Origin of the sequence: Bacillus sp. LB7, assembly GCF_030449715.1 — a bacterium.
GTDB classification, from domain to species: Bacteria; Bacillota; Bacilli; order Bacillales; family Bacillaceae; genus Bacillus; species Bacillus paralicheniformis.
In genome coordinates this window covers 1-286 of record NZ_JASGCA010000070.1, presented here as the reverse complement: position 1 = coordinate 286, position 286 = coordinate 1, and the positions used below count along the sequence as shown (strand labels likewise).

The following is a 286-nucleotide window of genomic DNA, read 5'->3' as shown; positions in this document are numbered from 1 at the left end:
CTAAGCTATCTCTAGCGAATTCTCTGGATGTCAAGAGTAGGTAAGGTTCTTCGCGTTGCATCGAATTAAACCACATGCTCCACCGCTTGTGCGGGCCCCCGTCAATTCATTTGAGTTTTAACCTTGCGGCCGTACTCCCCAGGCGGTCGACTTAACGCGTTAGCTCCGGAAGCCACGCCTCAAGGGCACAACCTCCAAGTCGACATCGTTTACAGCGTGGACTACCAGGGTATCTAATCCTGTTTGCTCCCCACGCTTTCGCACCTGAGCGTCAGTCTTTGTCCAG

1 rRNA gene is annotated in these 286 nt (G+C 53.1%); it reads right to left on the bottom strand.

Annotated elements, in window-relative coordinates:
- Positions 1 to 286 (bottom strand): 16S ribosomal RNA (locus QMZ64_RS23110); the annotation flags it as partial.